The organism is Amycolatopsis sp. NPDC003731 (genome assembly GCF_053586895.1).
Map to the genome: position 1 here is coordinate 1 of NZ_JBSFNC010000172.1, position 17,466 is coordinate 17,466.

21 protein-coding genes are annotated in these 17,466 nt (G+C 71.9%); 9 read left to right on the top strand and 12 right to left on the bottom strand.

Annotation, left to right across the window (positions count from 1 at the left end):
• From prcB to dop, 3 genes are all read right to left on the bottom strand, one after another.
• A partial coding sequence (gene prcB, locus ACWDN5_RS40805; protein WP_449680047.1) for a proteasome subunit beta occupies positions 1-491 on the bottom strand: 491 nt, incomplete at its 3' end.
• 114 nt (positions 492-605) lie between these two features.
• Positions 606-800, bottom strand: coding sequence for a ubiquitin-like protein Pup (locus tag ACWDN5_RS40810; RefSeq protein ID WP_013226725.1), 195 nt, complete (start codon positions 798-800; stop codon positions 606-608).
• Positions 801-886: 86 nt separating this feature from the next.
• A complete protein-coding gene (gene dop / locus ACWDN5_RS40815) occupies positions 887-2,389 on the bottom strand; it encodes a depupylase/deamidase Dop (RefSeq protein WP_310972943.1) in 1,503 nt (500 codons plus the stop codon).
• Positions 2,390-2,430: 41 nt separating this feature from the next.
• On the opposite strand from dop, the gene ACWDN5_RS40820 reads away from it, so the two are divergent.
• The gene (locus ACWDN5_RS40820) at positions 2,431-2,949 is read left to right on the top strand and encodes an NUDIX domain-containing protein (RefSeq protein ID WP_449680048.1); all 519 of its coding nucleotides are present in this window, start codon (positions 2,431-2,433) and stop codon (positions 2,947-2,949) included.
• On the opposite strand, the gene ACWDN5_RS40825 is transcribed toward ACWDN5_RS40820, so the two are convergent.
• The 3 genes from ACWDN5_RS40825 to ACWDN5_RS40835 are packed head-to-tail and all read right to left on the bottom strand — an operon-like array spanning position 2,940 to position 4,871.
• The gene (locus ACWDN5_RS40825) at positions 2,940-3,554 is read right to left on the bottom strand and encodes a hypothetical protein (RefSeq protein WP_449680049.1); all 615 of its coding nucleotides are present in this window, start codon (positions 3,552-3,554) and stop codon (positions 2,940-2,942) included. The two genes, ACWDN5_RS40820 and ACWDN5_RS40825, sit on opposite strands and share 10 nt — an antisense overlap.
• Before the next feature lie 52 nt (positions 3,555-3,606).
• On the bottom strand, positions 3,607-4,539 hold the full coding sequence (locus ACWDN5_RS40830) for an aldo/keto reductase (RefSeq protein WP_449680050.1): 933 nt from the start codon (positions 4,537-4,539) through the stop codon (positions 3,607-3,609).
• The gene (locus tag ACWDN5_RS40835; protein WP_091311461.1) at positions 4,536-4,871 is read right to left on the bottom strand and encodes a hypothetical protein; all 336 of its coding nucleotides are present in this window, start codon (positions 4,869-4,871) and stop codon (positions 4,536-4,538) included. The genes ACWDN5_RS40830 and ACWDN5_RS40835 overlap by 4 nt, the downstream gene beginning before the upstream one ends.
• Before the next feature lie 76 nt (positions 4,872-4,947).
• Here ACWDN5_RS40835 and ACWDN5_RS40840 point away from each other — a divergent pair, with 76 nt between their 5' ends.
• Entirely contained in the window at positions 4,948-5,286 is a 339-nt protein-coding gene (locus ACWDN5_RS40840; RefSeq protein ID WP_449680051.1) for an ArsR/SmtB family transcription factor, read from the top strand.
• A 67-nt stretch (positions 5,287-5,353) separates the two neighbouring features.
• Complete coding sequence (locus ACWDN5_RS40845) at positions 5,354-6,229, top strand: TIGR03620 family F420-dependent LLM class oxidoreductase (RefSeq protein ID WP_449680052.1); 876 nt, start codon at positions 5,354-5,356, stop codon at positions 6,227-6,229.
• Here the strand turns inward: ACWDN5_RS40845 and ACWDN5_RS40850 are convergent.
• Complete coding sequence (locus ACWDN5_RS40850; RefSeq protein WP_449680053.1) at positions 6,218-7,042, bottom strand: DUF3626 domain-containing protein; 825 nt, start codon at positions 7,040-7,042, stop codon at positions 6,218-6,220. The two genes, ACWDN5_RS40845 and ACWDN5_RS40850, sit on opposite strands and share 12 nt — an antisense overlap.
• A 76-nt stretch (positions 7,043-7,118) precedes the next feature.
• On the opposite strand from ACWDN5_RS40850, the gene ACWDN5_RS40855 reads away from it, so the two are divergent.
• Positions 7,119-8,036 (top strand): DMT family transporter, encoded by a 918-nt coding sequence (locus tag ACWDN5_RS40855; RefSeq protein ID WP_449680054.1) that lies wholly within the window; start codon positions 7,119-7,121, stop codon positions 8,034-8,036.
• Positions 8,037-8,087: 51 nt separating this feature from the next.
• Here the strand turns inward: ACWDN5_RS40855 and arc are convergent, their stop codons facing one another.
• Complete coding sequence (arc, locus tag ACWDN5_RS40860; RefSeq protein ID WP_176169477.1) at positions 8,088-9,890, bottom strand: proteasome ATPase; 1,803 nt, start codon at positions 9,888-9,890, stop codon at positions 8,088-8,090.
• Between the two features lie 367 nt (positions 9,891-10,257).
• Between arc and ACWDN5_RS40865 the strand changes: the two genes are divergently transcribed.
• Positions 10,258-11,190, top strand: a complete 933-nt coding sequence (locus ACWDN5_RS40865) for a hypothetical protein (RefSeq protein ID WP_449680055.1) — start codon at positions 10,258-10,260, stop codon at positions 11,188-11,190.
• Between the two features lie 13 nt (positions 11,191-11,203).
• The gene (locus tag ACWDN5_RS40870) at positions 11,204-11,653 is read left to right on the top strand and encodes a hypothetical protein (protein ID WP_449680056.1); all 450 of its coding nucleotides are present in this window, start codon (positions 11,204-11,206) and stop codon (positions 11,651-11,653) included.
• Here ACWDN5_RS40870 and ACWDN5_RS40875 read toward each other — a convergent pair.
• The 4 genes from ACWDN5_RS40875 to ACWDN5_RS40890 form a co-directional block, all read right to left on the bottom strand.
• Entirely contained in the window at positions 11,650-11,934 is a 285-nt protein-coding gene (locus ACWDN5_RS40875) for a pentapeptide repeat-containing protein (protein ID WP_449680057.1), read from the bottom strand. The genes ACWDN5_RS40870 and ACWDN5_RS40875 overlap by 4 nt on opposite strands.
• Positions 11,931-12,380 (bottom strand): hypothetical protein, encoded by a 450-nt coding sequence (locus tag ACWDN5_RS40880; RefSeq protein ID WP_449680058.1) that lies wholly within the window; start codon positions 12,378-12,380, stop codon positions 11,931-11,933. The genes ACWDN5_RS40875 and ACWDN5_RS40880 overlap by 4 nt, the downstream gene beginning before the upstream one ends.
• A gap of 4 nt (positions 12,381-12,384) precedes the next feature.
• A complete protein-coding gene (locus ACWDN5_RS40885; RefSeq protein ID WP_310972954.1) occupies positions 12,385-13,215 on the bottom strand; it encodes a tRNA (adenine-N1)-methyltransferase in 831 nt (276 codons plus the stop codon).
• Positions 13,216-13,277: 62 nt separating this feature from the next.
• Positions 13,278-14,429: a site-2 protease family protein gene (locus ACWDN5_RS40890; protein ID WP_310972955.1), complete on the bottom strand. Its 1,152-nt coding sequence runs from the start codon at positions 14,427-14,429 to the stop codon at positions 13,278-13,280.
• A 236-nt stretch (positions 14,430-14,665) separates the two neighbouring features.
• On the opposite strand from ACWDN5_RS40890, the gene ACWDN5_RS40895 reads away from it, so the two are divergent.
• The 3 genes from ACWDN5_RS40895 (at position 14,666) to ACWDN5_RS40905 (ending at position 17,356) form a co-directional block, all read left to right on the top strand.
• Positions 14,666-15,565: a RecB family exonuclease gene (locus ACWDN5_RS40895; protein WP_449680059.1), complete on the top strand. Its 900-nt coding sequence runs from the start codon at positions 14,666-14,668 to the stop codon at positions 15,563-15,565.
• Positions 15,565-16,356 carry a thioesterase family protein gene (locus ACWDN5_RS40900; protein ID WP_449680060.1) on the top strand — a complete coding sequence of 264 codons (792 nt, stop codon included), beginning with the start codon at positions 15,565-15,567 and terminating at the stop codon, positions 16,354-16,356. The genes ACWDN5_RS40895 and ACWDN5_RS40900 overlap by 1 nt, the downstream gene beginning before the upstream one ends.
• A gap of 64 nt (positions 16,357-16,420) precedes the next feature.
• The gene (locus ACWDN5_RS40905) at positions 16,421-17,356 is read left to right on the top strand and encodes a ParA family protein (protein ID WP_310972958.1); all 936 of its coding nucleotides are present in this window, start codon (positions 16,421-16,423) and stop codon (positions 17,354-17,356) included.
• Positions 17,357-17,466 lie beyond the last annotated feature (110 nt).

Sequence of the window (17,466 nt, forward strand, 5' to 3'; positions counted from 1 at the left end):
GCCTCCAGGTCGTAGCCCACGAACAGCGGGATCGCCGCCAGCCCGGCCATCGCCATCTCGAGGTTGGCCTTGACCATCCCGGCCAGCTTGTTCGTCTTGCCGTCCAGCGACAGCGAAACGCCCTCGATCTTCTCGTAGTGCGCCAGCTCGACCGCGTACAACCGCACCATCTCCACGGCCAGCCCCGCCGTGCCCGCGATGCCGACCGCCGAATACTCGTCGGTGACGTGCACCTTCTCGATGTCGCGGCTCGCGATCAGGTTCCCCGACGTCGCCCGCCGGTCACCCGCGATCAGCACCCCGCCGGCGAAGGTGCACGCGACGATCGTCGTCCCGTGCGGCACGCCCAGCTCGGCCGCGCCCGGCGTCACCCGCCGCTCGGGCAGCAGCTCCGGCGCCTGCACGCGCAGGAAGTCCGAAAACGACGACGTCGCCGAAGAGAAGTACGGCGCAGGCAGCGCGGGACCCGAGATGCCCCTGGTGTTGTCCATACGTGCTCAAAAATCCCATCTGTGCGGGCCGGAGCCCCGCGCGGGCACGGACGCCGCGCGGAGCCCCGGCCGCCGGCTGAACGGTCGGCAAGGGCGCAGTGCCCTCGACAGCGGCTATTCGCCGCCCTTCTGCACGTAGGCCCGGACGAAGTCCTCGGCGTTCTCCTCGAGCACGTCGTCGATCTCGTCGAGGATCGTGTCGACGTCCTCGCCGAGCTTCTCGCGCCGCTCCTGACCCGCCGCGCCGGTGTCGTCGAACTCCTCGTCGGAGTCACCACCGCCGTGCTTTTCGATCTTTTCCTGGGCCATCTCGCCTCCCGGTGTGGCTGATGTTTCCTAGCCTACCCAGCGGCCCCGACATTCGGGGTCACGCCGCGATCGCTGGTGCGTCCCGCCTAGTCCGAACCGGTGAGCGCCTCCACGAGCTCCTCCGCCGTCGCCGCGTTGTCCAGCAGCTTGCCGACGTGCGCCTTCGTCCCCCGCAGCGGCTCCAGGGTCGGGATCCGCACCAGCGACTCCTTGCCCACGTCGAAGATGACCGAATCCCACGAAGCCGCCGCGATCGACGTCGCGTACTTCTCCAGCGCCCGGCCGCGGAAGTAGGCGCGGGTGTCCGACGGCGGCGTCGTCACCGCGGCCAGCACCTCCTCCTCGGTGACCAGGCGCTTCATCGACCCGCGGGTGACGAGCCGGTTGTACAGGCCCTTCGCCAGCCGCACGTCCGAATACTGCAGGTCGACCAGCCGCAGCCGGGGCGCGCCCCAGGCCAGCTGGTCGCGCTGCCGGTAGCCCTCGAGCAGCCGCAGCTTGGCCGGCCAGTCCAGCCGGTCCGCGCACTCCTGCGGGTCGCGGGCCAGCGCGTCCAAGATCTCGCCCCAGACCCGCAGGACCTCCTTCGACGCCTGGTCGGCGCCGGTCCGCTCGAGGTTCTGCGACGCGATCTCGTGGTAGGCGAACTGCAGGTCCAGCCCGGTGTACTTCTTGCCGTTCGCCAGCGCGACCTGCGTCTTCAGCGTCGGGTCGTGGCTGATCTGGTGGACGGCCTTGACCGGTTCGTCCAGCTTCAGGTCGTCGAACCGGATACCGGACTCGATCAGGTCCAGCACCAGCGCCGTCGTCCCGACCTTGAGGTACGTCGAGTACTCCGACATGTTCGCGTCGCCGATGATGACGTGCAGCCGCCGGTACTTGTCCGCGTCCGCGTGCGGCTCGTCGCGGGTGTTGATGATCCCGCGCTTGAGCGTGGTCTCCAGGCCGACCTCGACCTCGATGTAGTCCGCACGCTGGGAGAGCTGGAACCCGGCCTCTTCACTCTGCTGGCCGATCCCGAGCCGGCCCGAGCCGGTGACCACCTGCCGCGAGACGAAGAACGGCGTCAGCCCGGCGATCACCGCGGTGAACGGCGTCGACCGCGCCATCAGGTAGTTCTCGTGCGTGCCGTAGCTCGCGCCCTTGCCGTCGACGTTGTTCTTGTACAGCTGCAGCTGCGGCTGGCCCGGCACGGAAGCGGCCTTCATCGCCGCCTCCTCCATCACCCGCTCGCCCGCCTTGTCCCAGATGACCGCGTCACGCGCGTTCGTCACCTCGGGCGCCGAGTACTCCGGGTGCGCGTGGTCGACGTACAGCCGTGCCCCGTTGGTCAGGATGACGTTCGCCGCGCCCAGGTCCTCGACGTCCGGGTCGTGCCCCGGGCCGCCCGGGCCGGTCAGGTCGAACCCGCGCGCGTCCCGCAGCGGGCTCTCCACCTCGTAGTCCCACCGCGCCCGGCGGGCGCGCGGGATGTCGGCCGCCGCCGCGTACGCCAGCACGACCTGGGTGGAGGTGAGTACCGGGTTCGCCGTCGCGTCGCCCGGCACGGAGATGCCGTACTCGACTTCGGTTCCCATGATCCGCCGCATGTCCCCACCCTACGGGGTCGTCCTAGTGGAACGATGCACCCATGCCAGGCAGTGACGAACTCGTTGCCCTCTATGACCAGGCCGGTGCGGTGGTCGGCCGCACCACCCGCGCCGCCGTCCGCGCCGGCGCGTTGTGGCACGCCGCGGGCGTCGTGCTGGTCCGTTCGGGTGACGGAGCCGCGGTCTACGTGCACCTGCGCACTCCCGGTAAGGACGTGTTCCCCTCGACCTGGGACTGCTGGGCCGGTGGGGTGGTGGCCGCGGGCGAGACCCCGGCCGAATGCGCCCGCCGCGAACTCGCCGAAGAACTCGGCGTCCAGGGAGTGGAACCCGTTCCCCTGTTCACCAAGGTCTACGACGACGGCCGCAACCGCTGCCACAACTTCGCCTTCGAGGTCCGCTGGGACGGCCTGATCCGCCATCAGGCCGAAGAGATCGTCGAAGGCCGCTGGATCAGCCTGGACGAGCTGCGGGCCTGGGTCGACGACCCGGCCCCCGAGCTGCCCTTCATCCCCGACGGCCGCGAAGGCGTCCAGGAATGGTTCCGCCGTTACGGCTGAGCCGCGAGCTTCGCCGTCATCGCCGGCAGCAAGCGCTTCGCCGCGTCCACCGCCCGGGCCTCCGTGCTCGCCGAGACGGTCAGCCCGGACACGAGCCTGCCCTTCGCCAGCAACACCGTGCAGGTCTTGCCCTCGCACCACGCCCGCTGGACCTCGACCCCGGACTGGGCGGGCACGGTGACCTCACGGCCCGCGCACTCGGCGCTCGCCACGGCCTGGGCCGCCGCCGGCTCCGGATACGCGGCCACGCGGTGGCTCAGCACCGAGCCGCTGGGATAGCGCCAGGACGCCGTCCGGCTGGTGGCCGACACCGCCGCCGTCAGGCACCCCGAAGCTTCACCGGACCCTGGCTGCACGCCTTCTTCCTCGACGTCGGCGTCGGTCAGCAGCGCCCGCTCCGCGAGCGGGCCGAGGTTGGGGGCCGGCGGTTTCACCGGCGCGGCCTGTGCCTGGCTCACCCGCGCCTCCACGGGGGCCGGGGCCGGCGCCGACGTGGTCACCGGATCGTCGTAGTACGTCTCGAGGTTGTTCGGATCCGGCCCTTCGCAGCCCGTGAGGCCGACCAACGCGACCGCGGCCAACGCGATCGCCTGCCGATGACGCACCTGATCCGGCCTCCCAACGTGCTCCTGTGCCTGCGAAGGGTAGTGCAGCGGCTCACCGCCACGCCAAGGAGGACCGGTGTCGCCAGTACTGCTCCGGATTCTCCGCCAGGCCCGCGAGGACGGCCTCCTCTTCCGTGCTCAGCGAAAGCGTGGCGCCCCGCAGGTTCGCCGCCAGCTGCGCCGGGCTCGCCGGGCCGAGGACCGCCCGGTCCACCCAGGCGTTGGCCAGCACCGCGGCCACCGCGACCGCGTCCGGCCCGGTCCCGTGCGCGGCCGCGAGCTCGCGGACCCCGGCCGGAGCTTCGACCGCCAGCCTGCCGTTGGCCAGGGTTTCCTTGACCAGCACCCGCTTCCCGGCCGCGTGCGCCGCGGCCAGGGCCGGGCCCGCGGACGGTTCCAGGACGTTCCACGTCGACTGCACCGCCGAAAACACCGGGCGTCCGGCCACTTCCAGCGCGAACGCCCGCTCGATCGCGGCCGCCTGGGCCGGCCCGGACGTGGAAAACCCGACCGCGACCCCGTTCGCGGACAGCTCCGCGAGCGCTTCGAGCAACGGCTCGTCGGTGAACAGCGGACTGTCCACAGTGAGCGAATGCACCTGGTAGAGCCCGACCCGATCGCCCAGCAGCGCCAGGGTTTCCGCCCACTGCGCCGCGAACCGAGCCGCCGAATGTTCCTTCACCTCGTGCACGTCGGCGTCGAGCCGCCACTCGCCCACGTAGGCGTAGCCCCACTTGCTGGAGACCTCGATCCCCGCGTGCCCGCGCTCGGCGAGCCAGCCGGCCAGGAACTCCTCGGACCGCCCGTAGGAGCGCGCGACGTCGACGTGCCGGATACCCGCGGCGTAGGCGTCGTCGAGCACCGCGAACGTCGCCGCGCGCATCGAAGCGACGTCCCGCACCGCCGGCAGCGCCCCTTCGCTGCCCAGGTTGATGTACGCGGGACGGCCCAGCGCCGCCAGTCCGAGGGCGATGCGCGTACTCATGCGGTCTGCTTGTGCCGCAGGATGGCGAGCCACTGCCCCGCGGTCTGCGCTTGGCGGTGCAGCTTCTCGAGGCGCGCGGCGGGGGCCCGGACGTAGCCCTTGCCGAAGACGGGCGCGATCTGGCGGAGGCTGGCGCCGCCTTCGCGGGCCGCGAGCAGCAGCCAGTCCGAGGCGTCGGCGCAGGCCGCGGACGCCCGGCGCAGTTCGCCGAGCATGTCGATGAGTTCCTGGGCACTCACCTCCCCCGCTTCGACGGCGGCCGCCGTCGTCTCCAGCCAGGCCAGGACGTCGGCTTCGGTGATGGGTGCGCGAGGCCGGGATTCTTCGGTCACGCCCGTGAGTATAGGTCGTTATACGCGCGGCGGCGGGGAGTACACGCCGGGGGCGGTTATGCTGATCTCGAGGCCCATGACTGCGCACACCGAACCCGAAGCCAATGTCGAGCAGCTGCTCGACGTGTTCAAGGCGCTCGCGAACCCGGTGCGGTTGCAGGTGCTGCGGTGGCTGCGGGAGCCGGTGCGGCACTTCGCGGTGGAGCGGGCCATCGCCGATCCGGTCGAGGTCGGCGTGTGCGTGACGCACATCCAGGAGAAGACCGGGCTCGCGCAGTCGACCGTCTCGGCGTACATGGCCGAGCTGCAGCGTGCCGGGCTGGTGCGGGCGACGCGCGTCGGCAAGTGGACGCACTACAAGCGGGACGAAGCCCGGATCGCCGAGCTCGTCGCCACTCTCGGCGACATCCTCTGACCTGCTCCTCCCCCGGTTCGCCGGCCCGGCCGTTGCTTCATATCGAAAATCTGCGATACTTCGATTTATGGGTATGATCGAGAACATGCGGCTCGGCCGCTACGGGATCTGGACGTTCGACTTCGAGGACCAGCCGGCCGGCCTGATCCGGGATTCGGTGCGGGAGCTGGAAGAACTCGGCTGGCCGGCGATCTGGATCCCGGAAAGCCAGGGCCGGGAGGCCCTCACGCACGCCGGGTTCCTCCTCGCCGCCACCGAACGCCTCACCGTCGTCAACGGCATCGCGCAGATCTGGTCCCGCGAGGCGCAGTGGACCCGCGGCGCGGCCCTGCTGCTGGCCGATGCCTACCCCGACCGCCACCTGCTGGGCCTGGGTTTCGGCGCCGGAAAGCCCGGCGCGAAGCCGCTTCGGGCGATGAACGACTACCTCGACGCCCTGGACGTCGACCCAAAGGTCAACCCCGCCCCGCGCGCGCCGATGCGCCGGATCCTCGCCGCGTACGGCCCGAAGATGCTGGAGCTGGCCCGCGACCGCTCGGCGGGCGCGCACACCTACCACGTCACCCCGGAACACACGGCACAGGCGCGCGAGATCCTCGGCGCGGAACCGTTCCTCGGTGTCGAGCACGCGGTGCTGTTCGAGACGGACGCGGCCAAGGCGCGCGAGATCGCCCGCAAGCACCTGCACCCGTACCTCACCACGCCGTACAACATCGCGAAGTTCCTCCGGCTCGGCTACACCGGACAAGACATCGACGGCGGCAGCGACCGGCTCGTCGACGACCTCGTGTTCTGGGGCGACCTCGAGACCATCACCGCGAAGCTGCAGCAGCACCTCGACGCGGGCGCCGACCACGTCGGCGTCCAGGTCATCGGCGTCGAACCGGGCACTTCGGCCATGCCCCACTGGCGGCGGCTGACCGAGGCGCTGCTACCCGCGTAGCCCGAACCGCGCGGTGCAGTGCCACACGCGCTTGAGCACCTGGGGATCGTGCCGGCCGGCGCGGACGGCGTCGCCGATGACGCGGGCGTCCAGCCACCCGTCTTCGGCGATGTCTTCGCCGGCCCGCACGACGTCCGCGCCGCGGTAGTCCGCGTGCTCGGCGAGCGTCGTCACGGCGAGCCGGAACCCGTGGTGCCAGCGGGTGGGGAACGGAAACTCCGCGGCCGCGGCTTCGACGTCGGTGCCGCGGAACGACGGGTCGAGCACCAGGGCCGCGACGTCGTCCGGCAGCCGGAGCGGGCCGTGGACGTGGGCTTCGATGTAGTCGTCGAGTTCGTCGGGGGTGTCCGCTTCGACGAGCGGGAGCAGCGGGAAGCGGGCGCGGGTGCCGAAGTGCACCGGCTCGTGGAAGCTGTCCGGGTAGCAGAACGTCGTCCGGTCCAGCACTTCGCGCTCGAGCCGGAAGTGCGCCGACCCGAACCGGACCGAGCCGCCCGCCGGACGGCGGCGGTGGTCGAGCGAGCCGTACTTCGGACGCTCCGACGGCGGCAGCCCGTCGTAGACACCGCCGAACATCCGGTGTTCCCAGTGCCACCGGGCCCCGCCGGGGTGCGCGGTCAGGCCGCCGTTGCTCGTCCCGGTCTCGAACTGCGAGCGGTAGACCCCGTCGGCCAGCCAGTGCCGCAGCAGCGGCACCTCCCCCACCAGCCGGTCCGGGTGGAAGTGGATCGTGACGTCGAGCCCCTCCGGCAGCGGCGGCCCGCCGGCGCGGGTTTCCACATACTCGACCGCTGCCTGCCATTCCTGCCCCATGGTATAGGCCGTTATACACAATGCGGCGTCGGAAAACCACTGGCTTCGCGGTGGGTCCGGCGGTTTGACTGCGGCCATGCGACGGGCGGAGTTCGGGGTCACGGTGCGGTTCGCGCTGCTGGCGATCGTGTGGGGTGCGAGTTTCCTGTTCATCAAGGTGGGCCTCGGTGGGCTCTCGCCCGGTCAGGTCGCGCTCGCCCGCGTCGCGCTGGGCGCCTCGGCGCTGGGCGGGATCCTGCTGGTGCGCCGGCGGCCGCTGCCCCGTGATCCGGTGCTGTGGGGGCACCTCGCGGCCGTGTCGGTGTTGCTGTGCGTGGTGCCGTTCCTGCTGTTTTCGTGGGCGGAGCAGTACATTTCGTCGGGTTTGGCCAGCATCTTCAACGCGACGACGCCGCTGATCACGATGCTGCTGGCCGCCGCGGCGCTGCCCGAGGAGCGGTTCACTCCGCCGCGGGTGCTCGGCCTGTTGCTGGGCTTCCTGGGCGTGCTCACGATCGTCGGCGTGTGGCACGGCATCGACGTGTCCCACCAGCTGACCGCCCAGCTCGCGTGCCTCGGCGCAACGACGTGCTACGGCGCGTGTTTCGTGTACCTGCGCCGGTTCGTCTCACCTCGTGGGACGGACCCGGTGGTCGTCGCGTTCGGGCAGACGGCGTCGGCGACGGTGATCCTGGGCCTGCTGACCCCGGCGATCGCGGCGACACCGATGCACCTGAGCCTGCCGGTGGTGGCGAGCATGATCGCGCTCGGCGTGTTCGGCACGGGCATCGCCTACGCCTGGAACACCCGGATCATCGCGGCCTGGGGCGCGGCCAACGCCTCCGCGGTGACGTACCTGACGCCGGTGGTGGGCGTGCTGCTCGGGGTGCTCGTGCTGGGTGAGCCGGTGAGCTGGAACCAGCCGGCCGGGGCGCTGCTCGTGGTGCTGGGGATCCTCGCGGCCCACGGGCGGCTCCGGCTGCGCAAGGGCGAGCCCGAGCTCATCCGCCGTTAGACACGCCGATGGGGCGGCCGCCGAAGCGAGCCGCCCCACCGAGCGCCGGAACTACAGGTACTGACCGGTGTTCGTGGCGGTGTCGATCGCCCGCCCCGAGTCCTGGTTCTTGCCGGTGACGAGCGTGCGGATGTAGACGATCCGCTCGCCCTTCTTGCCGGAGATCCGGGCCCAGTCGTCCGGGTTGGTGGTGTTCGGGAGGTCCTCGTTCTCCGCGAACTCGTCGACGATCGCGTCGAGCAGGTGCTGCACGCGCAGACCCGGCTGCTTCGTCTCCAGCACCGACTTGATCGCCGACTTCTTCGCCCGGTCCACGATGTTCTGGATCATCGCGCCCGAGTTGAAGTCGCGGAAGTACAGGACTTCCTTGTCCCCGTTGGCGTAGGTCACCTCGAGGAACCGGTTCTCGTCGCTCTCCTCGTACATCCGCTCGACCGTGTGCTGGATCATCGCGTCGAACGTCGCCTTGGCGTCGCCGCCGAACTCGGCGAGGTCGTCCGCGTGGATCGGCAGGCCTTCGGCCAGGTACTTGGAGAAGATGTCCTTCGCGCCTTCGGCGTCCGGACGCTCGATCTTGATCTTGACGTCGAGCCGGCCCGGCCGCAGGATCGCCGGGTCGATCATGTCCTCGCGGTTGGAGGCGCCGATGACGATGACGTTCTCCAGGCCTTCGACACCGTCGATCTCCGACAGCAGCTGCGGCACGATCGTGGTCTCCACGTCGGACGACACGCCCGAACCACGGGTCCGGAAGATCGAGTCCATCTCGTCGAAGAACACGATCACCGGGGTGCCCTCGGAGGCCTTCTCCCGCGCCCGCTGGAAGATCAGGCGGATGTGCCGCTCGGTCTCCCCGACGAACTTGTTCAGCAGCTCGGGACCCTTGATGTTCAGGAAGTAGGACTTCCCGTCCGCCGCGTCGCCCCGCGCTTCGGCCACCTTCTTGGCCAGCGAGTTCGCCACCGCCTTGGCGATGAGCGTCTTGCCGCAGCCCGGCGGGCCGTAGAGCAGGACGCCCTTGGGCGGCCGCAGCTGGTACTCCTGGTACAGGTCGGCGTGCAGGAACGGCAGCTCGACCGCGTCCCTGATCTGCTCGATCTGCCGGGTGAGGCCACCGATGTCCTCGTAGCGGACGTCGGGCACCTCCTCCAGCACCAGGTCCTCGACCTCCGCCTTCGGCACGCGCTCGTACGCGTAGCCGGCCTTGGAGTCGACCAGCAGCGAGTCGCCCGGCTTGAGCGGCTGCTCGGCCAGCAGGTCGGAGAGCAGGACCACCCGCTCTTCGTCCGCGTGCCCGACCACCAGGGCGCGGGGGCTGCCGCCCTCGACGTCCGGGGCGAGCACCTCACGCAGCGCGCACACCTCACCGGTGCGTTCGAACCCGCCGCCCTCGACCACGGTGAGCGCCTCGTTGAGCCGCAGCGCCTGGCCGCGGCGCAGGGACGAGATCTCGACCGCGGGCGAAACCGACACCCGCATCTTCCGGCCGGCCGTGAAGACGTCCACCGTGTTGTCCTCGTAGGCCTCGACGAAGACGCCGTAGCCGGAGGGTGGCTGGGCCAGCCTGTCGACCTCTTCACGGAGAGCGAGGAGCTGTCCTCGCGCTTCGCGCAGGGTTTCGACCAGTTTGGTGTTGCGTTCGGTGAGCTGGCTCACCCTTTCCGAGGCCTCGGCGAGCCGCTGTTCGAGAACCCGGTTCTGCCGTGGCGAGTCCGTCAGTTTGCGGCGCAGCAGCGCCACTTCTTCCTCGAGAAAACGGATCTGCCGAGCCTGCTCGTCCGCCGTCGTCCCAGCTCCGGATGTTGCTGAAGGGTCGGCCTCCTCGCGCCGACCTCCGGGAAGGTCATGATGCATCGGGCACCTCCTCGGAGTGCTTTTCATTCCACGGTACCGGCGATCACCGACAAGAAAAGGCCTTTCCGGATCACAAGATCGGCGCGTCGCGGTTTGCCGGCCCCCTCCAGCACGGACATTCCCGCAGCGCAAGCGGCCATTTCGGTGCCGTGGCGCCGGTGTGTCGCGGGTCCGTCCGGGCCGGGACGAAGCAAGCAGGCTCGAAGTACCCCGCCCGTGACGCCGCCAACCCTCCCCCGGGATCCGGGCAATTCCGGCCAGTTCCGCCCTAACCGCGCGGCGGCCCGGCCCGGTGGCTAGCATCGGGCGACGCTGTACCGGCCCGGACGGCCGGGCGCCACCGAAGGAACGCTAGGGGGCACCACTCATGACCTACCCGCCGCAGCAACCGGGCGGCTACGGCCAGCAGCCCGGCGGCTACGGGCAGCAGCCCGGGCCGTACGGCCAGCCCCAGCAGGGCGGTTACCCCCAGAGCGGCCCCCAGCCCCAGCCCGGTTACGGCGGGACCCAGCAGTTCGGCCAACCCGGCCCGTACGACGGCACGCAGCAGTACGGGCAGCCCGGCGGGTACGACAGCACGCAGCAGTACGGCCAGGGCGGGTACGACAGCACCCAGCAGTACGGGCAGGGCGGTTACCCGCCCCAGACGGGCCCTCAGCCCCAGCAGGGCCACCCCCAGTACGGCCAGCAGGACCAGTGGGGCCAGCCGCCCCAGTCCTTCGGCGGTTACGACTCCTACGGCGGCTTCGGCGAAGCGCCCCCGCCCCCGAAGAAGAAGACCGGCCTGATCGTCGGCATCGCGGTGGCCGCGGTGGTGCTCGTCGGCGGCGGCGTGACCGCGGTGGTCCTGATGAACCGCGACGACGAGCAGACCGCCGCACCGCCCGCGAGCAGCAGCTCGGCGGCGCCGACCGCGCCCTCGACGGCGCCGAAGGCGTCCACCCCGAAGCCCAAGAGCACGTCGCCGACCAGCCCGACGTCGAAGAGCAAGCCCGCGGGCGGCCCCGCCCCCGGCGGCAAGGCCAGCGCCCAGGAGCTGTTCGACTCGACCATCTCGGCCTACAACGCCAGCGACGAGGACGCGCTCGGCGACACCATCTGCCGCAGCGTCTACGAGGGCACCACGGGCGACATCCCGAAGGTCACGGTGAAGCTGACCGGCACGCCGGAGGAGACCGGCGACAAGGCCACCGTCCGCTACTCCGCCACCGACGGCAGCAAGACCAAGGTCGGCACGATGTCCGCGCAGAAGGAATCCGGGCTCTGGTGCCTGTCCAACGTCCGGGCGGACGGCTCGTGAGCACCCGGCGGCGGTGAACCGCCCGCTCGCCGCCGGGCTGGTCCTGCTCGGCGTGGCCGGCGCGGGCGTGGTGCTGGGGCTGCTGCTGGTCGCCCCGGCCGGCTCCCCGCCCCCGGCCCCGGCGACGCCGTCACCCCCGGCCCGCCCGACGCTGTCCCCGGCCCCGGACGAGGCCGACACGGCCGCGGTGGCCGTGCTGGCCCAGGCGATCGTGGACGCGATCGCCCGCCACGACTCGGCGGCGTTCGGGAAGCTCACCTGCCGCCCGCAGACCGCGGAGGCCCTGGCCGGCCTCCAGCGGATGTGGGACGCGGCCGGTCCGGTCACGGTGAAGCTGCTGGCACCCCCCGAGCTGCGCGGCGAGTCGGCGACGGCGAAGGTGCACGTCGAAGCCGCGGGCGGGATCAAGGACACGCCCTTCCCGCTGCACAAGGAGAACGGCCGCTGGTGCGTACCGGGCTAGCCGGGCGGGGTGAACCCCTCGGGCCAGCGCGTGGCCGCGTCCGTGCGGACGCCGGTCAGGTCCGTGCCCTCCAGGACCGCCGCGGTCAGGTCCGCCCCGCGCAGATCCGCGCCCCGCAGGAGCGCGCCCGACAGCGTCGCGCCGGTCAGGTTCGCGTTCCGCAGCATCGCGCCCTCGAGGTTCGACCCCGCGAAACACACCCGCGGGATCGCCAGGCCGGTCAGATCGGCGCCCCGGAGATCGACGCGTTCCAGCTCGGACGGCGCGTCCGGTTCGATCATCCCGCCACGGCCCAGTGCCGCGATCGCGGCCGCCACGTCGTTGGCCGCGCCGCCTTCGCGACGCGGCGTCGTTTCGCCCCGCCACGGTGCCCGGGTGCCGACGAACGAGGTGAGCAGCGCGTGGACGTGCCCGCGGTAGCGGGGATCGAGCTCCGCCAGCTGTTCCAGCGCGTAGACGGCGCCCTGCCGGGTCGGCTCCTGCTCCGCGCCGAGAGCTGCCGGGACGTGAGGCCGGCGCCGAGCCCGACGCCGGCCAGCGCCAGGAGGCCGCCGAGCGCCTGCAGCAGCGTGGCGCGGACGTCGTTCACGGCCTTCAACCGGTCCGCCGCGCCGAGCCCGGGTGCGTGGCCGACCAGCCACGACGGCGCAAAACCCACGCACAGCACGACCAGGACGGCGACGACGACCGCCGCCACCGCGAAGCCGGCCTTCCGGCGCGGCGGCACTCCCTCAGCCTTTGCCCTTGGACGGCCGGCGGGACACCCGCGGGGACACGGTCCCGTCCGCCAGCCGGCGCGCGGTGAGCAGGAACGCCGTGTGCGCCACCATCCGGTGGTCCGGGCGGACCGCCAGGCCCACCACGTGCCACGGGCGCATCAGCGTCTCCCACGACTCGGGCTCGGTCCAGCACTGCTGCTCCCGGAGCGACTCCGTGACGCGCGAGAGCTGCGTCACCGTCGCCACGTAGACCGTCAGCACGCCGCCCGGCACCAGGTGGGCGGCCACGTTCGGCAGCTGGTCCCACGGCGCCAGCATGTCCAGCACGACCCGGTCGACCTCGCCCTCGTGCGAGGCCAGGTCGGCGACCGTGAGCGACCAGTTGGCCGGCTTCTCGCCGAAGAACTTCACCACGTTGCGCTCGGCGTGTTCGGCGTGGTCGTCGCGGATCTCGTAGGAGTGCACGTGACCGGCCGGGCCGACCGCGCGCAGCAGCGAGCACGTCAGCGCGCCGGACCCGGCGCCCGCCTCGAGCACGCGCGCGCCGGGGAAGATGTCGCCCCACATCACGATCTGCGCCGCGTCCTTCGGGTAGATCACCTGCGCGCCGCGAGGCATCGAGAGGACGTAGTCCGGCAGCAGCGGGCGCAGCGCGAGGTAGGTCGACCCGCCCGCGGACGTCACCACCGAGCCTTCGGGGCGGCCGATCAGGTCGTCGTGGGCCAGGGCGCCGCGATGGGTGTGGTATTCACCACCGGCGGCCAGCGTCAGGGTGTAGTGCCGCCCCTTCGAGTCGGTCAACTGCACCCGATCACCCGCGCGAAACGGTCCGCTGACCGACAACACTTCCTCCTGTAACCCGTTTGGCCGACGCCAGATCTTCGCAGGCCGCGCGGGCGCCGGGCTCAGCGGGTACGGCGGTTGAGAGCGGCCCGCAGGTCGTCCCGGCGCAGCACGCCCGCCGGGCGGCCCTCGTCGTCGACGACGAGGAACTGCCACGCCGCCGTTTCGCGGACCCGCTCGACGACGTCCTCCCCCGGCTCCGACGCCAGCAGCACCGTCTCGGCCCGGATCGGCTCGGCCGCGAACTCGGCCGGGGCGTGCGGGGTGGCGCTCGCGAGCCGCTCCGCCTCGCCGACGTCCAGGAGCCCGGCCGCCACGCCGTCGGCGCGGACCAGGACCACGCCCCGGCCGGCCGACGCGGCCAGCGCGTCCGAAACCGGGCTCTCGGCGGGCAGCTGCAGCACCGGCCGGACCAGCTCGCCGAGGCTCAGGCCCTCCGGCCAGCTGCGGCGCGCTTCGGCGGCCAGCTCCGAGCGCGCGCCGAGGATCACGAACCACGCCGTCACGACGCAGACGCCCAGCCGCAGCCAGCGGTCCGGGCTCGCGGTCGCCAGGCCCCACAGGGCCCAGACCAGCAGTCCCGCGGCCACGACCGCGCCGCCGGCGACCGCGGCGCGGGTGCCCTTGGCGCGGATCCCGGTGGCCGCCCAGACCCCGGCGCGGACCAGCCGGCCGCCGTCCAGCGGCAGCCCGGGCAGCAGGTTGAACACGCCGACGGCGAGGTTGGCCACCGCGCATTCGGCGACCAGGAGCCAGACCGCACCGTCCGGCGGGACGGCGAACATCAGCAGGCCGCAGAAGCCGCCGAGCAGCAGCGACACCGCGGGCCCGGCCGCGGCGACCAGGCCTTCGTCGCCGGGGCGCTTGGGCGTGCGGGCCACTTCGGACAGGCCGCCGAGCAGGAACAGGCGCAGCCGCCGCACCGGGATCCCCAGCCGCAGCGCGACCAGGCAGTGCCCGAGTTCGTGGGCGAGCACGGACAGGCCCAGCAGCAGCGCGAAGGCCCCGGCCAGCAGCCACGACGTCGTGGTCGAGGCCTCCGGGAGCAGCCGCCCGACCAGCGGCGCGTACAGCACGACGACGATCAGCGAGCCGACCCACCAGGAGGGCGCGAGCAGCACCGGCACCCCGGCGACCCGGAACAGCACGAGGCCACCGTCCGAGAGGACGGCCTGCCGGGTGCCCCCGGTGCCCTGTTCACTGGTCGCGGCCATGCGGAGAGCCTAGAGCCCCGGGTGTGGGTACCGGGTGATCCGGCCCCCACCGGTGTGCCCCGGCGTACCCCGCGGGACGACACGCGTACTCAGCGGGACGACACGACCGCCGTCGCCGTGTCGTCCGCCGGGGTACGCGTGTCGTCCATTCCGGTACGCGTGTCGTCCGGCCGGATACGGGGGTGCCGGGCGTTGCGGTCGCCGGAACTGTCGGACCCCGGCGTTACGCTCTGCCCATGCCCGACGCCGACACTGTCACCACCGACACCCCAGCCTCCGCCGTCGCCACCGAGGTGCGGCGGCGGCCCGCGCTGTCGCCGTCGAGGGCCAGCGACTTCAAGCAGTGCCCGCTGCTCTACCGGTTCCGCGCGGTCGACCGGCTGCCGGAGGTCCCGACCAAGGCCCAGCTGCGCGGCACGCTCGTCCACTCCGTCCTGGAGCGGCTGTTCGCCCTCCCGGCCGCCGAGCGCGTCCCCGCCCACGCCCGCGAGCTCCTCGGCCCGGCGTGGACGGACCTGTCCGCGGACCGTCCGGAGTGGACCGAGCTGTTCGACGGCGAAAAACCCGAAGAACACGCGGAATGGCTGCAGTCGGCCGAAAAGCTCCTCGACGCCTACTTCGAGCTCGAAGACCCGCGACGGCTCGAACCGGAGGCCTGCGAGCTGCACGTCGAGATCGAACTCGGGTCCGGCGTCCTGCTGCGCGGCTACATCGACCGGCTCGACGTCGCGCCCACCGGCGAGATCCGGGTCGTCGACTACAAGACCGGGGCCGCGCCACGCGAGATCGGCGAGGCCAAGGCGATGTTCCAGATGAAGTTCTACGCCGTGGTGCTGTGGCGGCTGCGCGGGATCGTCCCGCGCCAGCTGAAGCTCATGTACCTCACCGACGGCCAATCGCTCGCCTACACGCCCGACGAAGCCGAGCTCCTGCGCTTCGAGCGCACCCTCGAAGCCATCTGGCAGGCCATCCTCAAGGCGGGCAAGACCGGCGACTTCCGGGCCAACAAGAGCAAGCTGTGCAACTGGTGCGACCACCAGGCGCACTGCCCCGAATACGGCGGCACCCCACCCGAATACCCCGGCTGGCCGGAGCCCGACGCGGGCGACGAGACGCCCCTGGACCGGGCCGACTGATGGCCGACGCCTTCTACGCCCCGCTCGGCGACGGCCGGTTCTCCGCGACCGGGCACACGGCCGGCCCGTGGACGCCGGACGCCCAGCACTTCGGCCCGCCGTCGGCGTTGCTCGTCCGCGCCCTCGAAAACGTCGAATCCGCGCACCCGGCGGAACTCGCGCGGGTGACCGTAGAGATCCTCGGCCCGGCGCCGGTCGCCGAACTCACCGTGCGGGCCCGGATCGAGCGGCCCGGCCGGTCGGTCGAACTGCTGCAAGCCGAGCTGGCGAGCGCCCAACGAATCGTGGCGCGGGCCTCGGCGTGGCGCATCGCGACGTCGGACACCGCGGAGGTCGCCACCGACGCGGGCCCGCGGCTGCCCGCGCCCGGCAGCGTCGCGGAGTCGCCGTGGCCGGAGGGCTGGCAGGGCGGCTACCTCGACGCCGTCGAATGGCGCGCGGTGCGGGGCGGCATGGACGTCCCGGGCCCGGCGGCCGTGTGGGCGCGCCAGCGCGTCCCGCTGGTCGACGGCGAGGAGCCGAGCGGCCTGCAGCGGCTGTTCGCCATCGCCGACTCCGGCAGCGGCGTGTCCAACTACCTCGACCCGCGGAAGTGGTGGTTCATCAACTCGGAATTCACCGTGCACCTGCGGCGGCCGCCGTCCGGCGAGTGGATCGGCCTCGACGCGGTGACGCTGGTCGGCCACCACGGCATCGGCACGGCGACGAGCATCCTGCACGACGAAGGCGGCCCGGTGGCCACCGGCGCGCAGGCGCTGATGGTCCGGCCGCGACAGGCCGGGGGCGGATAGCCACCCACAACGGGCCCGCATCCAATAACCTTCGCGGAACGACCGACTTGAGGAGCGCTCCGGCATGCAGATCACCTCGGTGGTCAACCAGAAAGGCGGGGTCGGGAAGACCTCTCTGAGCGTCGGCACCGCGGCCGCACTGGCCGAGCGGGGCCGCCGGGTGCTCCTGGTCGACCTCGACCCGCAGGGCCACGCGACGACCGAGATGCTCGGGCTGTCCGAGGTGGCCGCGGACCAGCCGAGCCTGGCGAAGGCGCTGGCCAAGACGTGGAAGGGCCCGATCGAGGAACTCGTCGTGCCGCACCCGCGCAGCAACCTCGGCCGCGGCGGCGCGCTCGACGTCGTGCCGACGTCGCCGGGGATGTTCGACCTGATCCGGCGGCTCGACTCGTTCCGCGTCCCCGGCTGGCAGCTCGCGCGGGTCATCCAGTTCGCCAACTACGACCACTGCGTCATCGACTGCCCGCCGGCGCTGGACGTGCTGACGAACAACGCGCTGGCGGCCTCGCACGGCATCCTGGTGCCGGTCCAGCCGGACAAGACGAGCATCCGCGCGCTGCGGCTGCTGGCCGACCAGGTCCGCTACGTCGAGCAGACCGTCGGGCGGCAGCCGCTGTCCTGGTTCGGCCTGGTGCCGAGCCTGTACCGGCGGCCGATCTCGCACTACGCGGCCGCGGCGCTGCAGGAGATGTACGACTTCGGCATCCCGATGCTGTCGCACCTGCCGCTGGGTGTGGTGATGAACGAGGCGGCCGCGCACGGCGTCCCGGTGACGACGTACGCACCGGAGACGTTGCAGGCGCTGTCCTTCCGCGAGATCGCGGAGACCCTGGACGGCTACCTGGAGCAGAACCAGGCTCCCGCGGTGGTCCCGGCCGACGAGGAGTTCGTCTTCGAGGACTTCATCTCCGAGGTCGCGGTGGCCCGCAACGTCAACGACAACGGCGCCCGCAAGGGCCTCTACGACCTGCTGCCCAAGAAACCCAACCGCCCGCGCTGAGAGTTCCCCGGCCGAGAAGGTCGCGAATGACTCTCAGTGTCAGGGTTGGTGGTGCCGTACTTGGTGCGGTTAGGGTCCGGTCTTGGTCATGTGGTGACTCGGAATGACGT